This window comes from Synechococcus sp. PROS-9-1, from assembly GCF_014279775.1.
In the GTDB taxonomy this organism is placed as follows: domain Bacteria; phylum Cyanobacteriota; class Cyanobacteriia; order PCC-6307; family Cyanobiaceae; genus Synechococcus_C.
In genome coordinates, this window is record NZ_CP047961.1 from 2,031,646 (window position 1) to 2,050,728 (window position 19,083).

Here is a 19,083-nt window from a genome sequence, read left to right on the forward strand (position 1 = left end):
CAGGGCTGCTGATTCCAGTCAGGATGGAGTCACACCTTTTTTGGCTTCCTGTGCCGCGCAGCAACCGAAACGACAATTTCATCGACAAAAGCTTCACGGTCATGGCCGATCTCATCGTGAAGCTACTGCCGATTAATGCCCGTGCCAAAGAAGCTTATGTGTATTACCGCGACGGGCTCTCAGCCCAGAACGACGGTGATTACGCCGAAGCCTTGGAAAACTACGAGGAAAGCCTGAAGCTTGAGGAGAACGCGATCGATAGGGGCGAGACCCTCAAAAACATCGCCATCATCTATATGAGCAATGGTGAGGAAGAGCGAGCGCTGGAGACCTACCAAAAGGCCTTGGATGAGAACCCCAAGCAACCGTCATGCCTGAAAAACATGGGCCTGATTTATGAAAAACGCGGTCGCACTGCGGAAGAAGACGGTCGACGTGATGATGCGGATGGCTGGTTTGACCTAGCAGCAGATGTTTGGACCCAAGCCGTCAGGCTGAATCCAGGTGGCTATCTCGATATTGAGAACTGGCTGAAATCAACTGGCCGCAGCAACGTGGATGTGTACTTCTGACGGTCATGCTTGGTCATCGGCAGGGTTCACACCCAAAGCAAGGACCAGAGCTTCCGTGATCGATCCAGCTTCGTGCAGCTCCAGGTCCAAGCTGGCCTCCCCCGTTCCGAGACCGCAGCCTTTGGGAACCACCGCTCGTCTGAATCCAAGACGAACGGCCTCTTGCAAGCGCAACTCCAACTGACCAACAGGCCTGAGCTGCCCACCAAGGCCAAGTTCACCTAGCAGAACGGTGCCTGCCGGCAAGATGAGATCGCGATAACTCGCCACAACAGCAGCAGCCACGCCCAAATCAGCCGCAGGCTCCTCCACATCGAGACCACCAGCCACCGCGAGGTAGCAGTCAAAACGTGACAGGGGCAGGCCCATGTGCTTTTCCAGCACCGCCAAGATCTGATGCAAACGATTCACAGCAATCCCTGTGGCCGTCCGTCTTGGACTGGCATAGCTCGTAGTACTCACCAAGGCCTGAAGATCCACAACAAGAGGCCTGGTGCCCTCACAGGACACGATCGTGGCAACTCCGCTGGCCTCATCTCCACTCAGGAACAGCTCGCTCGGGTTGTTGACCTCCACAAGACCTTGGCCCTGCATTTCGAAGACGCCCAGTTCATGGGTAGCGCCAAAGCGATTTTTAACGGCACGCAGGAGTCGATGACTGGCAAAACGATCCCCCTCAAAGGTGAGCACGGCATCTACCAAATGCTCGAGAACCTTTGGTCCTGCCAACATTCCCTCCTTGGTTACATGGCCGACAAGCAGCAAAGCCGTGTTCTGACGCTTAGCCAATCGCTGCAAAGACGCTGCACATTCCCGCACTTGAGCCACTGATCCCGGCGCACTCGACAGGTTGGCGTCATGAAGGGCCTGAATGCTGTCGATGATCGCCACATCGGGCCGCAGAGCCTCGAGTTCTTCCAACACCAACTCCAAATCTGTTTCGGCAAGCAGTTGGAGCCCCTCGCTCTCTCCACCCAAACGCAACCAGCGCAACTTCACTTGCTGGGCTGATTCCTCAGCACTGACATACAAAACGGAAAGCCGGTTCGCCATAACCGATGCGCTTTGCAGCAGCAGCGTGCTTTTGCCAATTCCTGGGTCACCCCCGACCAGCACAAGCGAACCGGGTACAACTCCACCGCCCAAGACTCGATCCAATTCTGGGTAGCCGCTCTCAAGACGCTGAATCGGCCGATCACCCAGATCGGCCATGGCGGTGGAACGTCGCGCCACTGGAGACGCTGCTGACTCGGCAGGAGCGCGTCTGCGCCGGCCGTCGTGTTTCGGAGCGGTTTGCTCGACAAGAGAATTCCAGCTCCCGCAACTGCTGCAACGGCCAAAAAACTGCCGAGTCTGAGCACCACAGCTCTGGCAAACAAAAATTGAAGCGGGTCGGGACACGTCGAACTATGAAGAAAGTTGGCTATTGGTGAATAAACGGGGCCTCCGTCCATTTACCTATAGCCAATACCAGTACGAAATGAGTTCGGATATGACGGCCACAGCCGCCAGCAAAGAAACCATTCTCGTTGTGGACGACGAGGCCAGTATTCGACGCATTCTGGAAACTCGTCTGTCGATGATTGGCTACAACGTTGTAACGGCCTGCGACGGCACTGAAGCTCTCGAAAGCTTTGAACAGTGCAATCCCGATCTGGTGGTCTTGGACGTGATGATGCCCAAGCTTGACGGCTACGGCGTCTGCCAAGAATTGCGCAAGGAGTCGGATGTTCCGATCGTGATGCTCACCGCTTTGGGTGACGTTGCAGACCGGATTACCGGCCTTGAGCTCGGTGCTGACGACTACGTCGTCAAACCGTTTAGTCCCAAAGAGCTTGAAGCAAGAATCCGCTGCGTTCTTCGCCGAGTTGAAAAAGAACAGGTCGCTGGAATCCCCAATTCTGGGATTATTCAAGTAGCAGATCTACGCATCGACACCAATAAGCGCCAGGTGTTTCGTGCGGATGAACGGATTCGTCTCACCGGAATGGAGTTCAGCCTCCTGGAACTGCTGGTGGGTCGCTCCGGTGAACCGTTCAGCCGCGGTGAAATCTTGAAGGATGTCTGGGGGTATACGCCTGAACGCCACGTGGATACCAGGGTCGTGGATGTTCATATCTCGCGGCTTCGCTCCAAACTCGAAGACGATCCGGCCAATCCCGAGCTGATCCTCACGGCTAGGGGAACCGGTTACTTGTTCCAGCGCATCATCGATTCCGTTGCACCCGAAGGATCCTGAATTCAGCCCGGCCGACGAAGCCCGGAGCAAACCACGCCGATCAAAGGCGGTAAGGAGACTTGTGATTTGGTATCGGCGCAATAGCGCCGTAACCAGTCTCGTCGACACCGCTACCACCTCTGCCAGCGCTGCGAGCAACGTGGCTGAATCGGTCGGATCGATGGCAGGAAGCGTCGTCACCAACGCCGGAAGCATGGCTGGACAGATGCTCCAACCCATGATGGACCCTCTGCGCCGCTTGCAAAGCACAGAGGTGGGTGATGACGGACTGATCAAGGACAGTGATCGCCTTTGGGTAGCAGTGGATGGAATGGGTGGAGACCATTCCCCTGGGGAGATCCTGGAGGGCTCTCTTCAAGCCATCGATCGGCTGCCCTTGAGAATCCGCTTTATCGGTGAGACCAACCGGGTCATGGAGGCCGCTGAGACCTCTGGACTCACAGGACCGCTCAACAACGCGATCAACGCAGGGCATCTGGAGCTGATCCCCAGCGGACCTTCAGTGGAGATGCACGAGGAAGCCACAGTTGTGCGCAGGAAGCGCGATGCCAGCGTGAATGTGGCCATGGATCTGGTGAAACGCGGAGACGCCTTGGCGATTTACTCCGCGGGAAATTCTGGTGCCGTGATGGCTTCGGCCATCTTTCGCCTCGGTCGCCTAGCAGGGATCGATCGACCCGCCATTGGAGCCCTGTTCCCCACCAAAGACCCCGGCCAGCCCGTGCTGGTGCTGGATGTGGGAGCAAATATGGACTGCAAACCTGCCTACATGCATCAATTTGCTTTGCTCGGCAACATCTATTGCCGCGACGTTCTCCAAGTTGATCGCCCTCGAATTGGCTTACTCAACATTGGAGAAGAGGAATGCAAGGGCAATGAACTAGCTCTACGCACCCACGAATTACTGCGCGAGGAAACCCGTCTTCATTTCGCAGGAAATTGCGAAGGAAGAGATGTTCTCTCCGGTGAATTTGATGTGGTGGTTTGCGATGGTTTTACGGGCAATGTGCTGCTCAAATTCCTTGAATCCGTCGGCAGTGTTTTGCTCGGTGTGCTCAGGGCTGAATTGCCGAGGGGCCGCCGCGGAAAAGTTGGCTCAGCCTTCCTACGCAGCAATCTCAAACGCATCAAGAAACGGCTCGACCACGCTGAACACGGCGGCGCACTTCTCCTTGGCGTGAATGGCATTTGCGTGATCGGCCATGGAAGCAGCAAAGCCCTCTCCGTGGTGAGCGCTCTGCGCTTGGCTCACTCCGCTGCAAGTCATGGTGTGATGGACGATCTCGCCGAACTCAGCAAGCCAACAACGCTCAAAAGCTGAAGCAACTTGTCTGGACTGTGATTGACTGACGCCACTCACAGCGCTTCCACATTGGCTGGCTCTCCCCCACCCTTCCGTGGCATGGCTCTGGTCGCAAGTGGCAGCGCCCAGGCGAACCAAACCATCAGCAATGCTGCCCTCAGCGAGCGGGTGCAGACCAGCGACGAATGGATTCGCACCCGTACAGGAATTCAGTCTCGGCGCGTCAGCACCCCGGAGGAATCGCTGAACGATCTGGCTGTCCGTGCTGGCCAAAAAGCCCTGGAGATGGCCCAGTGGGAGCCTGACAGCCTCGACCTGGTGTTGCTTGCCACCTCCACCCCTGACGACCTATTTGGATCTGCACCAAGGGTTCAGGCCGGATTGAAAGCGCAGAATGCCGTGGCCTTTGACCTCACGGCGGCCTGTAGCGGCTTCCTTTTCGCCCTCGTTACAGCCGCTCAGTATCTACGTACAGGCGCCATGCAACGGGTGCTGGTGATCGGTGCCGACCAGTTGAGCCGCTTTGTCGACTGGGACGACAGAAGCACCTGTGTGCTCTTCGGTGACGGGGCTGGCGCCGTTGCCCTCGAAGCCACCTCTGCAGAGGCCGACGGCTTACTGGGTTTCCGCTTGCGCAGCGACGGCAGCCGCGGCCATTCCCTGACCTTGCCGCAGATCCCCACCAGTCTTCCTCTGGTCAACACCACCCGCCATCAATGCGGCGGCTATCTGCCGATTCAGATGAATGGACAAGAGGTGTACAAATTTGCCGTGCGCGAAGTGCCAGCCATCCTCAAAGAGCTTCTGGAGCAAACAGCCACAACTCCAGACCAACTGGACTGGCTTCTGCTTCATCAGGCGAACCAGCGCATTTTGGATGCAGTGGCGGATCGATTTTCAATCCCTCACTCCAAGGTCTTGAGCAACTTGGCGCACTACGGCAACACCTCTGCCTCCACGATCCCGCTCATGCTTGACGAAGCCGTGCGCGACGGCCGCGTTAGACCTGGTCACCTTTTAGCGAGTAGTGGCTTTGGAGCTGGCCTCAGTTGGGGAGCCGCATTGTTGCGTTGGCAAGGTCCCGCCTAGGCTCCCAGCCATCTTTACCTGCTAACGATGACGATTGCCTGGGTGTTCCCCGGACAGGGGTCTCAGAAGTCGGGCATGGCTGCGCCCGTGCTGACCCTTCCCGGAGCGGAAGAACGATTTGCACTTGCTTCCCGCCTACTTGGCAGAGATTTACTAGCGATCTGCCAAGGAGAGGCCGATGCGCAAACCGATCCCTCCGATCTCAACGACACCCGCAACACCCAGCCAGCGCTATTCGTCGTTGAAAGCCTGATTGTGGATGAACTGCGCAGGCAGGAGCGCGAGCCAGCGTTTGTCGCTGGCCACAGCCTCGGAGAACTCGTGGCGCTTTACGCCGCTGGTGTCTTTGATGTGACCACAGGCCTTGAGTTGATGCAGCGGCGGTCAGAACTCATGGCAGCCGCTGGAGGCGGAGCGATGACTGCCGTGATCGGCTTTGACCGCGATCAGCTTGAAAGCCTTGTCAACAGCACGGATGGCGTGGTGATCGCCAATGACAACAGCGCTGCTCAGGTCGTGATCTCAGGAAACCCGGAGGATGTAAAAAGTGTGAGTGAGCAACTCACCTGCAAGCGCGCGATTCCCCTGGCTGTTTCTGGAGCTTTCCACTCGCCCTTGATGGCAGAAGCGGCTGCAGCCTTCAAGGTCCACCTGGAGGGCCTGGCTTTTGAAGATGCTCGCTTCCCTGTGTTGAGCAACACCGATCCAACCCCCTGTACCGACGCTTCTCAACTAAAGCAACGCTTGTCTCAGCAGATGACCACGGGCGTTCGCTGGAGAGAAACCATGGAGACACTGACATCAGCGGGGGTCGACACTTTGATCGAAGTGGGGCCAGGGAATGTGCTCAGTGGCCTTGCCAAAAGGGCGATGAGTGGTGTCACGACCGCCCAGCTCTCGAGCTCCGCTGATTTAGGTCTCTAAGAAGCCATGCCCCCTCTTGTGCCCAGCCCGAGCGACGGCTCTGCTGTTGTGACATCAGTCACGCCAAAACCGAGCCTGATGTACCAGCTCGTGAGCTACTTGCTGGTGTTTCCTGTCTTTCGAGGACTCTTGAAAGGGCGCACGAGCGGCAACGCCTTGGTGCCTCTTCAAGGGCCATTGGTCGTGGTCGCTAATCACGGTTCCCATCTCGACCCGCCTTTGCTTGGCCACGCCCTGGGTCGTCCTGTGGCGTTCATGGCCAAAGCCGAACTGTTCCAGATTCCAATCTTGGGGAGCATTATTCGCGCCTGCGGTGCTTATCCGGTGAAACGGGGAGCAAGTGATCGAGAAGCGATTCGTACAGCCACAGCTCGACTTGAAGAAGGCTGGGCGATCGGTGTCTTTCTTGATGGCACCCGTCAACCGGACGGCCGCGTGAATCAACCAAGACCAGGCTCAGCCTTGCTTGCTGCGCGCAGTGGAGCCCCCCTTCTCCCTGTGGCAATCATCAACAGCCATCGCGCCCTAGGCGGGGGGAGAAGCTGGCCAAGACTCGTTCCCGTGGCACTTCGCATCGGAGAGCCAATCCCTGCGCCGACCAGTCGGAGAAAGCCTGAACTAGAGGCCACCACCCAGGAGCTTCAGCGGCGAATCAATGCCTTGATCGATCAAGGCGTGGGAAATCCTTGAGGCCAATTCCTTAGCGCCCAGGGCTTGAGGTCTCGACCTGTGATGACCCAGGTCAGCGCCCTCATCCCATCACCCAAGCGCTTTCCCAACGTCTCCTTTCGACAGGAGGGCTGACACGCAACTGGCACCCCGGTGAGGCGAATCCCTCGGCTTCCCGCCACCAGCCGTCCCACGGTCATGGCACGGGGCAGATGATCTTCGCTCGTAACCAGATAAACGTGCTTCACACCCTCGCGTTTCAAGTCATCCACCAAGGATGTGAAATTGGTGAAGGTGTCTTTGGCTCTGTAATCGAGCACAACCCGGCGTTGGTCTATCCCCGCATCCCGTAAGAGCCATTGCGCGTACTCCGGATTGCTGCCGCCACTAACCACCAAAGGGAGCTCCAACTGCTGCGCCAAGCGCAGTCCCACCCGTTCGCGATCGAGATCTCCACCCAGCACAAGAATCCGTTGCGGAGGCTCAACCGTCGTGAGGGCCTGACGGAAGGGCTTTAAGGGCCCTGTCGTGCTCGCCCAGGCCAGAGCAGCAAGGATCACGAGCGAGGAGCGCCAACCTGGGGCCATTAGACGGGTCCCACAGGCGACGTGGGGTAAATGGGCAGCACAGGCTCCCAGGGACCTGGGGTGTCCGCCTGCTCCCATTGGCAACAGAGTTCAAGCAGATGCTGCACATCCGACGCAACATCAAGCTCCATGGTCAGCGCGGGAGATGGGTGCTCGTCCTCTCTGAGTAAACGAGGACGTTCCAGCTCCTCCACAGGGGCTGAGCCTGAACGTAGGCGGTAGCGCCCAGCCACTCGACCACGACGGGGAAGGGGCTGCACAATTGAGAAGGGCTGCAATGCCTGAGTGGCCGGCAAGGTCTGCGATAACCGTGGGGCCATCAAAGCGAAACTGCTCTCACCATGCAAAGGGCACCCCAACTGCTGGGCCAGGGTGCGTGCCATCACCACGGTCAAGCGAGTCCCCGTGAACCCTCCAGGACCGGTACTCACTGCCAAACGGCCAATCGAAGCCCATTCCGCTCGAGGCAGCAGTTCATCGACAGCAGGAATCAAACCATTCGTGAGCTGGCGTCCCATCGGGCGAGACAGGATGCGAGTTCCCCCAGCGGGGTCGTTAGCGTCGCAAACGGCAAGGCCGAGGGTTTCACTGGAGCTATGCATAGCCAGCAGCCAGCGGCTCATCGGGGTACCTCCTGCTCCGGGCGCAATCGCTGCCATCGTCCGTAATCAGCCTCAAAGCTGGCGCAAGCTCTCACATCCCATTCCACGCCGACGCCACCCCCGCTGAGGTCATGAAGACTGATATGAATGCGGGGATCTTGGGGACTCACGTCAGGCTTGTCAGTGAGATGAGCCACACCATGCTGCCGTTCCACAGCGTGATAAGCCTGACAACGATCCACCCAGCGGCAATCCACGCAGATGCACATACACCCCACCTCTGCAGAGGACTCCATTCTGGAGGGGGAGGTCGGCCTCATGGCACGTCAACTCATGACTCGGCTGCAACCGCAAAGCTGGCCGATCCCTCTCGATCGTTTACCCATAGGAACGGTGCTGGTAGGCGGAGCCGTCCGTGACGGATTACTGAACCGTTTGCCAGAGCATCCAGATCTCGACATGGTGGTTCCAGCAGATGCGCTGGGACAAGTCCGCAAGCTCTCTCAAGAGTTTGGTGGCGCCTGCGTGGTCCTCGATCGAGACAGGGACATGGCGCGCCTGGTGCTGGGGAACTGGACCATCGATCTTGCAAGACAAGACGGTGATGACCTCAAAGCTGATCTCTTGCGGCGTGACTATCGAATCAACGCAATTGGTCTCACTCTCACAACTGAGCCAAAACTGTTGGATCCCAGCGGTGGAATCGCTGATCTACGCGATCAACGCATCACTGCCGTCCACGAACAGAACCTGCTGGATGATCCCTTACGGCTGTTGAGAGCCCTAAGACTGGCTGCCGAGCTCTCGATGACGATTGACGAGGCCACCCTGGAGATGATTGCGCGCCATCGCCACCACTTGCCCAAGGTGGCACCAGAGCGAATCCAGGCTGAATTGCTGAAGTTGGTTCAAGCCAACAACGCCGATCAGGCGATCCGTTTGCTGCACTCATTGCAATTGATCGCGCCATGGAGCTCCGATCAACCACAAAGGACATTCAACGCAGAAGCATTGACACAACAAGAACAACAACTCGCCTTACCGCTCGCGCGCTTAACGCAGTTACTCAGCGATCAAGGCGTGAACGACTTGCGGTTCAGCCGGAAGCAAATCCAACGCTGCTTGCGACTGCGGACGTGGTGGATGCGAGATCAACAGCAAAGCGCTGACGCTCTGAATGAGCGGGAGCGCTTAAAACTGCATCAAGAGCTTGAAGAGGATCTTCCTGCCTTCACACTGGCTTGGCCAATGGAGCGCCAAAAGGAATGGCTGAGTCGCTGGCGTGATCAGAAGGACACGCTGTTCCATCCCAGTGCCCCACTAAATGGTCGGACATTGCAGGCGGAGCTTGGCTTGCATCCAGGGCCCCGATTAGGGGAACTAATGGATCATCTTTGCCTTGAACGAGCCTTTGGTCGAATTCGTAGCCAAGACGACGCCATTCAGTGTGCACGCGCTTGGATTAACAAGCCGCTGTGATTAACTAACTTGCCTTAACGACAGCGATCGGCCTGATAGGCAGTTTTCTTCTCTCTCTCCCCCCCCTCTCATGAGCGTGCGTCTTTACATCGGCAACTTGCCGCAAACATTCGAAGCCAAAGAGTTGGAGACCCAACTCACCAGCGTGGGGGAGGGAATCCGCTTCAAGACCGTTCTCGACAGAGAAACAGGCGCATGCCGCGGCTTTGGTTTCGCCAACGTCGACGATGAAAAAGTTGCCGATGCTTTGATCGAGCAATTCAACGGCAAGGATTTCAACGGCAACACCCTGCGGGTAGAACGCTCTGAGCGACGCGAGAGCAGCGCAGGTAGTGCAGGTGGTCGTCGTGGCGGTCCCGGCGGTGCTGGCAACGCACCAGGTTCAGCACGGAAGGCCGTAAACAAAGTGGTTCACAGCGACGCTAAAGCTGAATCAGCACCCGACCCTCGTTGGGCCGGAGAATTATCCAAACTGAAGGATTTACTCGCTGATCAGAAGACAACAGTCTGATTTTCTTGAGCTTTGTGATCACTTAGCGAGACTGAGCGATCACAAAGCATCTTGGGAGTTCAAGGGCTTTGCCCAATTTGCCCACGAAAGCACGTCGATTAAAGACGTCATAGTTGTTGCGTTCAATTGCATCCAGGATTCCTCTATACAGACGAAGAGAAGTCCATACAGGCCAGCGCGCATCGGCAGACAACCAACGCACTCCAGCTTCTGAGCGGACAAACCATTCCCTGGCACGGGCCAGTTGAAACGTCATCAGCTCAATCCAGGCCTCGTTGATCCTTCCAGCCAAGAGATCATCTTCACTCACTCCAAAGTGGCGCAGATCTTCTTGGGGAAGATAAATTCGTCCACGCGAACGATCTTCCCCTACGTCTCGAAGAATATTGGTGAGTTGATTGGCAATCCCCAAAGCAACGGCTGCATCGGAGGGGTCAGGGCAATCACTCCATGGAGCAGATGTGTACGCCTCGTCGACTCCCATGACGCCCTGGGTCATCAAGCCAACGGTTCCAGCCACGCGGTAGCAGTAGAGCTTTAAATCTTCAAAGGTGGGATAGCGAGTCCAAGATAAATCCATCCGCTGTCCTTCGATCATGTCGAGGTAAGGCTGAATATCCTGCGGAAACTTTTGCAAGGTGTCGAGCATCACCGCATCCAGATCATCCACGACATGGCCGTTAAAAAGTGCTCTGGTTTTTTCTTCCCAACGATCCAGTCGCTCGGCAAGCTCATCAACCGGACGTGATTGAGCCTCCTCGCTATCCATAAGCTCGTCGGTTCGTCGACACCAGACGTAAATGGCCCAAATCGCCCGCCTCTTCTCCAGAGGCAGCAACAACGTGCCCAAATAAAATGTCTTTGCCCACTCGGCCGTCTCAGAGCGACAGGCCTCGAAGGCAGCATCGAGATCCGAAGCTGCGAGGGTCATGACTCAGGCCGAGACCGGTTCACTGACAGAGGTCGATGATGACAGTTGATCATGCTTGCGGTCCACAGCCCCAGCACATAGTTTGCCGCTTAACACAGCCCCCTCCATGGAAGCCAAGTAGCGCTGCATCGTATAATCTCCAGCTAAGAAAAAGTTTTTAATTGGAGTAGTTTGGTCAGGACGAAGCTGCTGACATCCAGGCGTAGTTTTATAGACAGAGAGAGGGGTTTTTACTACTTTAGACTTACGAAGTTTTGCAGGATTATCAGTGCCGAAATGCATTGGGAATAATTTCTGAAGCTCACCCATGGTGGCTTCAATGATCTCTTCATCACTACGACCAATCCAATCCTTTGCAGGAGCAAACACAAGTTCGAGCATCGATCGATCCGGATCTTCATACTCTTTACAAGCGATACTCATATCGGCATAAACACTTAGCAGAGGCGAGCGACTGAAAAGCAAGTGGTCGATGTCCGTCAGCTTTCGGTCAAACCAAAGATGAATATTGATGACCGGCACTCCACGGAGCCCATCCAACTTGCGGAATACATCCATTTGCTGCCATGGCTCTGGTATCAACAGCTTGAATGGATCCACAGGAAGAGCACTCACGTAAGCATCAGCAACGAGATCAAAACTTTCCTTACCCTTGACCCCCCCGATATGGAAAGCGGCAACGCTTCCATCAGGGTTGAGCTTGATCTCTCTCAATGGGCTGTCCAGATGCACCTCACCGCCTAGCGATTGAACATGCTCCACAATCGGGTCGCAAAGACGCTCCGGAGGTGCTCCATCGAGAAAAGCCATCCGGGAACCATTCTTTTCCTGCAAAAACCGATTCAGAGCCGTAAGCAACACCGTTGATGAAATTTCATCAGGGTCAATGAAATTCAATGCCTTGCTCATGGCAATGAAGACTTCATCGTTAACACGTTCAGGGATGTTGTGAAGCTTGAGCCACTCAGTCCAAGAATATTTATCGCACTCTTCCACATAACCCTGCCCTCTCAGCATCGCTGGCACTAAGCCAAGACCAAAACTAATCTTTTCTGGCCACGACAGCATGTCGTTGTTGCCCAGAATTGCCGCGACACCATTAATAGGCGCCGGCAAATCTGGAAAATCAAAGCGGCTATAAGTACCAGGCTCTTCTGGCTGATTGAAAATCATCGAGTGACTCTTCCATTGAAGCCTGTCCTCAATATTCAGCTCTTTAAACAACTGCAACATGTTCGGGTAGGCCCCGAAAAAGATATGCAAACCCGTTTCGTACCAGTCACCGTCTTCATCTTTCCAAGCCGCAACCTTGCCGCCAAGCACGTCCCTGGATTCCATCAGGATGGGGGTATGCCCCGCGTCCGCCAGATATTTCGCACAGGAGAGACCAGCCAGACCTGCTCCTGCAATGGCGATACGCATGCTTCAAACCAGAATTTGAAAACAACCTTAAAAGGATCAAGGCCCGGTTCGCTTCCTAAAGTCCCAAGCAAACCGCAAGCGCGGTGTCCTTACGCAAAGCAAGCCCCCATGGCCGACACCCTGCTAAAGAGCACCACTCGCCACGTTCGCCTTTTCACAGCTCGCGTGAATGACGGGAAGCTCATTCCAGATCCCAATCAGCTCACTCTCGACCTGGATCCAGACAACGAATTCCTTTGGAACGACAGCTGTGTGCAGACCGTTCAACAACGCTTCCGTGAGCTCGTGGACGCCCATGCCGGCCAACCTCTCAACGATTACAACCTCCGACGTATTGGCTCAGAATTAGAAGGAAGCATTCGCCAGCTCCTTCAGGCAGGCCAGCTGAGCTACAACCCTGATTGCAGGGTCTTGAATTACTCCATGGGCCTGCCCCGCACACCTGAACTGCTGTGAGTCGCTCCCCCTACGACCGCCCACGGGGTGGAAATCCACGTCGGCCTGATGAACGCAGAGGAGGTCGGTACAGCCCCCCTCCACAGGGCAACAACGATGGTGGCGATGGAGGAGGTCGTTTCAACACCACCAGAATCGCGGTCCTCGCCGGAGTGTTGGTGGTGGGAATCGGCATCGGCAGTGCCGTCACGAGCACCACAGGGGGTGATCAAGGCAACATCGCCAGCAGCCAACAGTTGGATATGGCGGTGCCTGATCCGGAGTTTTGCAGGCAGTGGGGAGCGAGTGCTTTTGTGATGGACATTGAGATGTACACCACACTCAACCCATCCAGCAGCTTTGTCACGCAGCCCACCCTCCAGCCTGGCTGCGTGATTCGCCGAGAAAACTGGTCTGTTTTACGCAAAGAAGGCGCTGTCACCGCTGCTCAGGAAAGGCAGTGCAAACAAAGGATGAACACCTTCGCTTACATCGGATCAGTGAGGGACAAACCCGTAGTGCGCTGCGTGTACCAAACCGATATCACTCAGAACAAATTTCTGACCAAAGGGATTGCCGACGACACTGTTGGAATCACGCCGGAAGCTGATCAGTTTTAGGAATAGTCGAGATCTGCGACCACGGGCTCTGGCCCTACGGACGCAGGTCTTGGTTGCCGCAAAGGACTATCAGCGCTGGCAAACACCGGCAAAACATCGCAGCGAAATGCCTCTGCAGCCCGAGAGCGGTAGCGAGCCGGATGGGTAATCAGCCTTAATTGGCGCCGCACCTGCAGGCCCACCACAGACGGCTTGTGCAAACTGCCTGCTGTGAGCTCCCTCTCAATCGAGACCACAGGAAGGAAAGCGGCACCCAAACCGGATTGCACGGCATTTTTGATGGCCTCGAGGGAATTGAGCTCCATCTCAATCCTCAACCTCTGCACATCCAAACCAGAACGAGCCAGAAGCTGGTCCACCATTTTCCGAGTGGTGGACTGGGCATCTAAACAAACAAATCCCAATCGATACAGATCCTCCTTGCTGAGTTCTGGCAAGCGAGCCAAGGGATGCTTCACCGGAAGCACCAGCGCCAATTCATCACTGGCGTAAGGAACCACCTGAAGCAACTCATTCAATTCAGCAGGTAATTCACCGCCGATGATGGCCAGATCGATCTGACCATTTGCCACGCTCCAGCCCGTTCGTCTCGTGCTGTGAACATGCAGCTGCACTGCCACATCTGGAAATTTTTGCCGAAAGAGACCAATCATTCGGGGCATCAAGTAGGTCCCCGTGGTTTGGCTCGCACCCACCACGAGAGATCCTCCCTTCAAGTTGTGCAAGTCATCAAGAGCACGACATGCCTCATGGCATTGACTCAGAATTCGATCGCAATAGCTCAGCAGCAAGTGACCGGCTTCGGTGAGCTGAGCCTTGCGACCGCCGCGATCAAACAAAGACACCTCAAGCTGCTTCTCCAGGTTCTGGATCTGCAAACTGACCGCTGGCTGCGTGACGTAAAGACTGTCAGCAGCTTTTTTGAAGCTGCCTTCGCTGACGATGGCGCGAAGAATACGCAGCTGATCCAGTGTGAAAGGCAGATCGGCCATAAGCGACAGCCGACCCGGCAGGGATAGCACCAAAAGTTTAGAGGGGGAGGAACCCACCGCCCGTCAGAATTACCCTTCATGCAGCAACTCTTTGGATGAGCTCCTAGGCGGCGGAATGCATCACTCCAGCGTTGTGATGCTGTTGCTGCTCTTGGTTTTCGCTGTCATTCACAGCGGTGGGGCTGCCCTTCGCACGCGCGCTGAAGCCAAAATCGGAGCCAGGGCCTGGCGAGTGCTGTTTGCCGCCTTGAGTATTCCCTCGGCGATTGTCGTGATCGGGTACTTCCTTGCCCATCGGTATGACGGCCTAAGACTCTGGAATCTTCAAGGTGTACAGGGCTTGGTGCCCGTGATCTGGGTGCTAACAGCCATCAGTTTCCTGTTCCTCTATCCAGCCACCTACAACCTGCTTGAAATCCCTGCTGTCCTGAAACCGCAAGTGCGTCTCTACGCCACCGGGATCATCCGGATTAGCCGACACCCTCAGGCCGTTGGTCAGGTTCTCTGGTGCTTTAGCCATGCCCTTTGGATCGGAAGCAGCTTCATGGTCGTGACCTGCATCGGCCTGATCGGACATCACCTTTTCGCTGTGTGGCATGGAGACCGACGCTTAAAGGCTCGGTTTGGCGATGACTTCGTCAAGCTGAAACAAAGCACATCTGTGCTGCCTTTCGCCGCTGTTCTTGATGGACGCCAGACCCTGATTTGGAGCGAGTTTCTGCGGCCAGCACAACTCGGCATCGCGATTGCCGTGGGGGTTTTTTGGTGGGCTCATCGCTTTATCTCATTGGGAGGCATCGCCTTCCTTCACTCACGTCTTGAAGGGCTTTTGAGCTGAGCTGCCTACACTCAAATCACTCTGCTTCACTCGGATGCCATCGGCTGCCGATTTTGCCTGGCTGATCCCAGTGCTCCCTCTCGTTGGGGCATTGATCACAGGGCTTGGTCTGATTAGCTTCAATCGCACCATTAACCGGCTTAAAAAACCGGTGGCCGTGCTTTTGATCAGCTGCATTGGAGCTGCAGCGGTCATTAGTTACGCCGTGCTGTTCGAGCAGTTGGGTGGAGCCCCCCCCGTCGAGCATCTCTTCATTTGGGCAAGTGCTGGAGACTTCAGCCTTCCAATGGGGTATGTCGTCGACCCACTTGCAGCTGTGATGCTCGCCTTGGTGACAACGGTGGCGCTGCTGGTGATGATTTATTCCCACGGCTACATGGCCCACGACAAGGGCTATGTGCGCTTCTTCACCTATCTCGCCATCTTCAGCAGCTCGATGTTGGGGCTCGTGGTGAGCCCCAACCTTCTGGAAATTTATGTGTTCTGGGAGCTGGTGGGGATGGCCTCCTACCTCTTGGTGGGCTTCTGGTACGACCGGGAAGGGGCCGCTCACGCCGCCCAGAAAGCATTTGTCGTGAATCGCGTTGGCGATTTCGGACTCCTGCTGGGCATCCTCGGGCTCTATTGGGCCACCGGAAGCTTTGGATTTCAAGGCATTGCCGATGGATTATCAGCAGCGGTCAGCAGTGGTGTGGTGCCTGGATGGGCAGCGCTCACTCTCTGCCTTTTGGTGTTTATGGGGCCAATGGCCAAGTCAGCGCAATTTCCTCTCCATGTTTGGTTGCCTGATGCCATGGAAGGGCCTACACCGATCTCTGCTTTGATCCACGCGGCCACCATGGTCGCTGCAGGCGTGTTCCTTGTTGCCAGGCTGGAACCTCTTTACGGCCAATTCCCTGCTGTGGGAACGTTCATCGCCGTGATTGGAACGATCACCTGCTTCTTAGGCGCCTCCATCGCTCTGACACAGATGGATCTCAAGAAAGGGCTTGCCTACAGCACTGTGTCGCAATTGGGCTACATGATGCTGGCCATGGGTTGCGGCGCTCCCGTTGCTGGCATGTTCCACCTGGTGACCCATGCCTTTTTCAAGGCGATGTTGTTCCTTGGCTCTGGATCTGTCATCCATGCCATGGAAGATGTGGTGGGTCACGAACCTGTCCTCGCCCAAGACATGCGACTGATGGGTGGACTTCGCAAAAAGATGCCGATCACGGCCATCACATTTTTGATCGGTTGTGTTGCCATTAGTGGCATCCCACCCCTGGCTGGCTTCTGGAGCAAGGACGAGATCCTTGGCCAGGCCTTCAACAGTTATCCACTCCTCTGGGCTGTTGGCTTTGCCACGGCGGGCATGACCGCCTTTTACATGTTCCGCCTCTACTTCCTCACCTTTGAGGGTGAGTTTCGAGGCAATGATTCAGCCCTGCAACATGAGCTCATGGCTGCCGCAGGAAAGAAAGTCGAGGAGGGTCACGATCACCACGCCGCAGGAAGTGTCCACGAGTCACCCTGGTCAATGACGCTGCCGCTCGCCGTTCTCGCTGTGCCCTCAGCCCTGATTGGCCTGCTCGGAACACCCTGGAACAGTCGCTTTGCTGGGTTACTGAATCCTGAAGAGGCAGCTGAAATGGCCGAACACTTCAGCTGGGGAGAATTCCTTCCGCTCGCAGGCGCCTCCGTCGCCATTTCAGTCACCGGCCTAACGGTGGCCGTCCTCGCCTACGCCCTGCGCCGCATCGACCTCGGCGAACTGGTTGCAGCTCGCTTCCCAACCATCAACGCCTTCTTGGCGAACAAGTGGTATCTGGATGCCATCAACGAGAAATTGTTCGTTCGCAGCAGCCGCAAGTTGGCGCGTGAAGTCCTTGAAGTGGATGCAAAGGTTGTGGACGGGGTGGTGAATCTCACTGGTCTGCTCACCCTTGGCAGTGGCGAAGGCCTCAAATACTTCGAGACCGGCAGAGCCCAGTTCTATGCCCTCATTGTGTTTGGTGGAGTGATTGCCTTGGTGGTGCTGTTCGGGGCCCTGGGCTGACCGACCCAAGGATTCCGAACCTTCAGGAGTGAGGGTTATGTGTGTCAACGCCTATCGAGTGGATGCGCGTTCGCCCAAGATTTCTACACTCCGAGCAGTGGTGAAAGACCTGTCCCGTGCTCGAATTTGCCGTCAGTGCACCCTTTGATCCGGCATTCGACATCTCAAGCGGTATCGTTCCGGCCACGTTCCCGTGGTTGAGCCTTTCAATCCTGTTCCCCATCGTTGGGGCCTTCATCGTTCCATTCGTGCCAGACGATGGTGATGGCAAGCAGGTGCGCTGGTTTGCGCTCGGTATTGCTCTCACCACCTTCCTGATTACAGCTGCGGCGTATCTCACGGGATATGACCCCAGTTACAGCGGACTCCAGCTGTCGGAGCGGGTGAGCTGGCTGCCCAATCTCGGGCTCACATGGGCTGTTGGGGCTGATGGCCTGTCAATGCCGCTGATCCTGCTCACAAGCTTCATCACGGCCTTGGCGGTGCTGGCAGCCTGGCCCGTGACCTTTAAACCCAAACTGTTCTTCTTCTTGATCCTGGCGATGGATGGCGGCCAAATTGCCGTCTTCGCCGTCCAAGACATGCTGCTGTTCTTCCTCGCCTGGGAACTGGAGCTGCTTCCTGTTTATCTCTTGCTGGCCATCTGGGGCGGAAAGAAACGTCAATATGCGGCGACAAAGTTCATCATTTACACAGCTGGCAGCTCGCTATTCATCCTCTTGGCGGCCCTGGCCATGGGCTTTTTTGGCGGTGGAGTGCCCAATTTTGAATACAGCGTTCTGGCCCAAAAGGGATTCAGTTCTGGATTTGAGCTGCTCTGTTATGCGGGGTTGTTGATTGCCTTCGGGGTGAAATTACCGATCGTTCCCCTCCATACCTGGCTTCCTGATGCCCATGGTGAGGCCACCGCGCCTGTACACATGTTGCTGGCAGGCATTTTGCTCAAAATGGGTGGCTATGCGTTGATGCGCTTTAACGCCGAAATCCTTCCTGGAGCGCATGCCCAGTTCGCACCCCTACTCGTGGTGCTGGGAGTCGTAAACATCATCTATGCAGCGCTCACATCCTTCGCTCAACGCAATCTCAAACGCAAGATCGCTTACAGCTCCATCAGCCATATGGGCTTCGTGCTGATCGGCATTGGCAGCTTCAGCGAGCTAGGAACGAGTGGCGCCATGCTTCAAATGATCAGTCATGGACTGATCGGAGCAAGTCTGTTCTTCCTCGTGGGAGCCACATACGACCGTACCCACACCCTTCAGCTTGATGAAATGGGTGGCATTGGCCAAAAAATGCGCATCATGTTTGCCCTATGGACTGTTTGCTGCCTCGCCTCCCTTGCCCTGCCTGGGATGAGTGGATTTGTAAGCGAACTGATGGTGTTCACAGGCTTTGCCACCGATGAGGCTTACACCCTGAGCTTCCGAATCGTGATTGATGGGCTGGCTGCGATCGGCGTGATCCTGACGCCGATCTATTTGCTGTCGATGCTGAGAGAGATCTTCTTCGGGAAAGAAAACAGCGAACTCGTGTCCCACTCCAATCTTGTTGATGCTGAGCCAAGGGAGGTCTACATCATTGGTTGCCTGTTGGTTCCCATCATCGGCATCGGGCTCTATCCAAAGCTGATGACTGACAGCTACAGCAACACAATCTCAGCTCTTGTGAGGCGTGATGTCGATGCGATGGAAAGGATCAAACGACCAACAGCACCTTTAATCCGCAGCACTTCCCTTGTGCCAGCGCTGTTCTCAGCACCAAAACTGACAGAGGCCACCCAGTCCATCTCGTAAAGATCTTCGTCCTTTCTCTGCGAATGCGATTCAGAGCCT

General features: G+C 56.1%; 20 protein-coding genes. 13 read left to right on the forward strand and 7 right to left on the reverse strand.

Features of this window, described 5'->3' with window-relative positions; translation table 11 throughout:
* Positions 1–23: 23 nt before the first annotated feature.
* A complete protein-coding gene (locus SynPROS91_RS10820) occupies positions 24–572 on the forward strand; it encodes a photosystem I assembly protein Ycf3 (protein WP_370586688.1) in 549 nt (182 codons plus the stop codon).
* Between the two features lie 3 nt (positions 573–575).
* On the opposite strand, the gene radA is transcribed toward SynPROS91_RS10820, so the two are convergent.
* The gene (gene radA, locus SynPROS91_RS10825) at positions 576–1,973 is read right to left on the reverse strand and encodes a DNA repair protein RadA (RefSeq protein WP_186516756.1); all 1,398 of its coding nucleotides are present in this window, start codon (positions 1,971–1,973) and stop codon (positions 576–578) included.
* A 91-nt stretch (positions 1,974–2,064) separates the two neighbouring features.
* On the opposite strand from radA, the gene rpaB reads away from it, so the two are divergent.
* The 5 genes from rpaB to SynPROS91_RS10850 all read left to right on the forward strand — a co-directional run bounded on the left by rpaB (position 2,065) and on the right by SynPROS91_RS10850 (position 6,817).
* Complete coding sequence (gene rpaB / locus SynPROS91_RS10830) at positions 2,065–2,811, forward strand: response regulator transcription factor RpaB (protein ID WP_186516758.1); 747 nt, start codon at positions 2,065–2,067, stop codon at positions 2,809–2,811.
* Complete coding sequence (gene plsX, locus SynPROS91_RS10835) at positions 2,792–4,132, forward strand: phosphate acyltransferase PlsX (RefSeq protein WP_186516760.1); 1,341 nt, start codon at positions 2,792–2,794, stop codon at positions 4,130–4,132. Before rpaB ends, plsX begins: the two co-directional genes overlap by 20 nt.
* Before the next feature lie 81 nt (positions 4,133–4,213).
* On the forward strand, positions 4,214–5,203 hold the full coding sequence (locus SynPROS91_RS10840; RefSeq protein ID WP_186519736.1) for a beta-ketoacyl-ACP synthase III: 990 nt from the start codon (positions 4,214–4,216) through the stop codon (positions 5,201–5,203).
* 27 nt (positions 5,204–5,230) lie between these two features.
* Positions 5,231–6,127: an ACP S-malonyltransferase gene (fabD, locus tag SynPROS91_RS10845; RefSeq protein ID WP_186516762.1), complete on the forward strand. Its 897-nt coding sequence runs from the start codon at positions 5,231–5,233 to the stop codon at positions 6,125–6,127.
* Positions 6,128–6,133: 6 nt separating this feature from the next.
* Positions 6,134–6,817 carry a 1-acyl-sn-glycerol-3-phosphate acyltransferase gene (locus SynPROS91_RS10850; protein ID WP_186516764.1) on the forward strand — a complete coding sequence of 228 codons (684 nt, stop codon included), beginning with the start codon at positions 6,134–6,136 and terminating at the stop codon, positions 6,815–6,817.
* Here the strand turns inward: SynPROS91_RS10850 and SynPROS91_RS10855 are convergent.
* From SynPROS91_RS10855 to SynPROS91_RS10865, 3 genes are read right to left on the reverse strand one after another with little or no spacing between them, the layout of a single operon-like run.
* Positions 6,796–7,383, reverse strand: a complete 588-nt coding sequence (locus tag SynPROS91_RS10855; protein WP_186516766.1) for a YdcF family protein — start codon at positions 7,381–7,383, stop codon at positions 6,796–6,798. The genes SynPROS91_RS10850 and SynPROS91_RS10855 overlap by 22 nt on opposite strands.
* Complete coding sequence (tsaB, locus tag SynPROS91_RS10860; RefSeq protein WP_186519738.1) at positions 7,383–8,006, reverse strand: tRNA (adenosine(37)-N6)-threonylcarbamoyltransferase complex dimerization subunit type 1 TsaB; 624 nt, start codon at positions 8,004–8,006, stop codon at positions 7,383–7,385. The genes SynPROS91_RS10855 and tsaB overlap by 1 nt, the downstream gene beginning before the upstream one ends.
* Positions 8,003–8,254 carry a Ycf34 family protein gene (locus SynPROS91_RS10865; RefSeq protein ID WP_186516768.1) on the reverse strand — a complete coding sequence of 84 codons (252 nt, stop codon included), beginning with the start codon at positions 8,252–8,254 and terminating at the stop codon, positions 8,003–8,005. The genes tsaB and SynPROS91_RS10865 overlap by 4 nt, the downstream gene beginning before the upstream one ends.
* A gap of 49 nt (positions 8,255–8,303) precedes the next feature.
* Here SynPROS91_RS10865 and SynPROS91_RS10870 point away from each other — a divergent pair, with 49 nt between their 5' ends.
* Together SynPROS91_RS10870 and SynPROS91_RS10875 are read left to right on the forward strand one after the other, a co-directional pair.
* Entirely contained in the window at positions 8,304–9,464 is a 1,161-nt protein-coding gene (locus SynPROS91_RS10870; protein ID WP_255439773.1) for a CCA tRNA nucleotidyltransferase, read from the forward strand.
* A gap of 70 nt (positions 9,465–9,534) precedes the next feature.
* A complete protein-coding gene (locus SynPROS91_RS10875; RefSeq protein ID WP_186516772.1) occupies positions 9,535–9,975 on the forward strand; it encodes an RNA-binding protein in 441 nt (146 codons plus the stop codon).
* Between the two features lie 22 nt (positions 9,976–9,997).
* On the opposite strand, the gene SynPROS91_RS10880 is transcribed toward SynPROS91_RS10875, so the two are convergent.
* Together SynPROS91_RS10880 and pds are read right to left on the reverse strand one after the other, a co-directional pair.
* Positions 9,998–10,906 carry a phytoene synthase gene (locus SynPROS91_RS10880; protein WP_186516774.1) on the reverse strand — a complete coding sequence of 303 codons (909 nt, stop codon included), beginning with the start codon at positions 10,904–10,906 and terminating at the stop codon, positions 9,998–10,000.
* 3 nt (positions 10,907–10,909) lie between these two features.
* Positions 10,910–12,328 (reverse strand): 15-cis-phytoene desaturase, encoded by a 1,419-nt coding sequence (pds, locus tag SynPROS91_RS10885; protein WP_186516775.1) that lies wholly within the window; start codon positions 12,326–12,328, stop codon positions 10,910–10,912.
* A gap of 108 nt (positions 12,329–12,436) precedes the next feature.
* Between pds and SynPROS91_RS10890 the strand changes: the two genes are divergently transcribed.
* Both SynPROS91_RS10890 and SynPROS91_RS10895 read left to right on the forward strand, forming a co-directional pair.
* The gene (locus SynPROS91_RS10890; protein WP_186516777.1) at positions 12,437–12,784 is read left to right on the forward strand and encodes an NAD(P)H-quinone oxidoreductase subunit M; all 348 of its coding nucleotides are present in this window, start codon (positions 12,437–12,439) and stop codon (positions 12,782–12,784) included.
* Complete coding sequence (locus SynPROS91_RS10895) at positions 12,781–13,383, forward strand: DUF3172 domain-containing protein (protein ID WP_186516779.1); 603 nt, start codon at positions 12,781–12,783, stop codon at positions 13,381–13,383. The genes SynPROS91_RS10890 and SynPROS91_RS10895 overlap by 4 nt, the downstream gene beginning before the upstream one ends.
* On the opposite strand, the gene SynPROS91_RS10900 is transcribed toward SynPROS91_RS10895, so the two are convergent.
* Positions 13,380–14,375 carry a LysR family transcriptional regulator gene (locus SynPROS91_RS10900; RefSeq protein ID WP_186519740.1) on the reverse strand — a complete coding sequence of 332 codons (996 nt, stop codon included), beginning with the start codon at positions 14,373–14,375 and terminating at the stop codon, positions 13,380–13,382. The genes SynPROS91_RS10895 and SynPROS91_RS10900 overlap by 4 nt on opposite strands.
* A gap of 115 nt (positions 14,376–14,490) precedes the next feature.
* On the opposite strand from SynPROS91_RS10900, the gene SynPROS91_RS10905 reads away from it, so the two are divergent.
* From SynPROS91_RS10905 to SynPROS91_RS10915, 3 genes are all read left to right on the forward strand, one after another.
* Positions 14,491–15,213 (forward strand): NnrU family protein, encoded by a 723-nt coding sequence (locus tag SynPROS91_RS10905; protein WP_186519742.1) that lies wholly within the window; start codon positions 14,491–14,493, stop codon positions 15,211–15,213.
* 34 nt (positions 15,214–15,247) lie between these two features.
* Complete coding sequence (locus tag SynPROS91_RS10910) at positions 15,248–17,251, forward strand: NAD(P)H-quinone oxidoreductase subunit 5 (protein WP_186516781.1); 2,004 nt, start codon at positions 15,248–15,250, stop codon at positions 17,249–17,251.
* 116 nt (positions 17,252–17,367) lie between these two features.
* Entirely contained in the window at positions 17,368–19,044 is a 1,677-nt protein-coding gene (locus SynPROS91_RS10915; protein WP_186516783.1) for an NAD(P)H-quinone oxidoreductase subunit 4, read from the forward strand.
* Positions 19,045–19,083 lie beyond the last annotated feature (39 nt).